The organism is Bradyrhizobium sp. MI1.7 (genome assembly GCF_055811795.1).
In genome coordinates, this window is record NZ_JBVVPO010000204.1 from 1 (window position 1) to 1,335 (window position 1,335).

The following is a 1,335-nucleotide window of genomic DNA, read 5'->3' on the forward strand; positions in this document are numbered from 1 at the left end:
GGGGCCTGCGGGGGGCGCCCACCCCCCCCCCCCCCCCCCCCCCCCGCCGGGCCCCCCCGGGGGGGGGGGGGGGGGGGCGGGGGCCCCCCCCACCCCCCCCCCCCCGGGAGCCTCGAAGGATGGGCGGCCGGGATGTGGCGGCAGCCGGGCCGTCGCCCTTCGAGGGCCGCCGAAGGGGCGGCCACCTCAGGGTGACGGTAAGGGAATGGCGCTGGTGGCGCCGATCAATCCCGCAGCAGCTCGTTGATGCTGGTCTTCGAGCGCGTGCGCTCGTCGACGCGCTTGACGATCACGGCGCAGGCCGTGCTCGGGCCGATCTGGCCGTTCTTCATCGGCTTGCCGGGCAGCGCGCCGGGCACCACCACCGAATATTCCGGCACCTCGCCGATGAAGATCTCGCCGGTCTCGCGGTCGACGATCTTGGTCGAGGCGCCCAGGAACACGCCCATCGCCAGCACCGCGCCCTTGCGCACGATCACGCCTTCGGCGACTTCGCTGCGCGCGCCGATGAAGCAGTCGTCCTCGATGATGACGGGCTCGGCCTGCAGCGGCTCGAGCACGCCGCCGATGCCGGCGCCGCCGGAGATGTGCACGCGCTTGCCGATCTGCGCGCAGGAGCCGACGGTCGCCCAGGTGTCGACCATGGTGCTCTCATCGACATAGGCGCCGAGATTGACGAAGGACGGCATCAGCACGACGTTCTTGGCAATGAAGGCCGAGCGGCGCACCACCGAACCCGGCACCGCGCGAAAGCCGGCATCGCGAAAACGGTTCTCGCCCCAGCCCTCGAACTTCGAGGGCACCTTGTCCCACCAGGTCGCCTTGCCGGAACCGCCGGGAATGACACCCATGTCGTTGAGGCGGAAGGACAGCAGCACGGCCTTCTTCAGCCATTGATTGACCTTCCACTTGCCATCGGCCCCGCGCTCGGCGACCCGTGCCTCGCCCTTGTCCAGGATCTCCAGCGCCTGGTCCACGGCCTCGCGCACCTCGCCCTTGGTCGAGGTCGAGATGCCGTCACGCGCGTCGAAGGCGCTGTTGATGGTGGATTCGAGGGCGGACAGGGACATCGGGATTTCCTCTGGGGAATGAGAATTTTGGCGGATTGGGGCGCTTTTTCGGGATTTGGCGGGGAGGAGTCAAGGCATACTCCGCCGTCGTCCCGAGGCGCGAAGCGAGCCCGGGACCCATAACCACAGGGAGCGGTTGTGGCGCGAGATCGATTACTCCGAATCCTCGCCAAATGACTGCCCGTGGCTATGGGTCCCGGGCTCGCTTCGCGCCTCGGGACGACGGCGGCTATTTGGGCGACAGCTTGCCCAAAAACCCCGTCAG

At 69.2% G+C, this 1,335-nt stretch carries 1 protein-coding gene; it reads right to left on the minus strand.

What is annotated here, in order from left to right; translation table 11 throughout:
• Positions 1–224: 224 nt before the first annotated feature.
• A complete protein-coding gene (dapD, locus tag AC0L3X_RS47100) occupies positions 225–1,070 on the minus strand; it encodes a 2,3,4,5-tetrahydropyridine-2,6-dicarboxylate N-succinyltransferase (RefSeq protein ID WP_063979813.1) in 846 nt (281 codons plus the stop codon).
• Positions 1,071–1,335: the final 265 nt, after the last annotated feature.

Excerpts from the sequence above, each read along its gene's own strand:
- dapD (WP_063979813.1), bottom strand. The coding sequence starts at position 1,070 with ATGTCCCTGTCCGCCCTCGAATCCACCATCAACAGCGCCTTCGACGCG.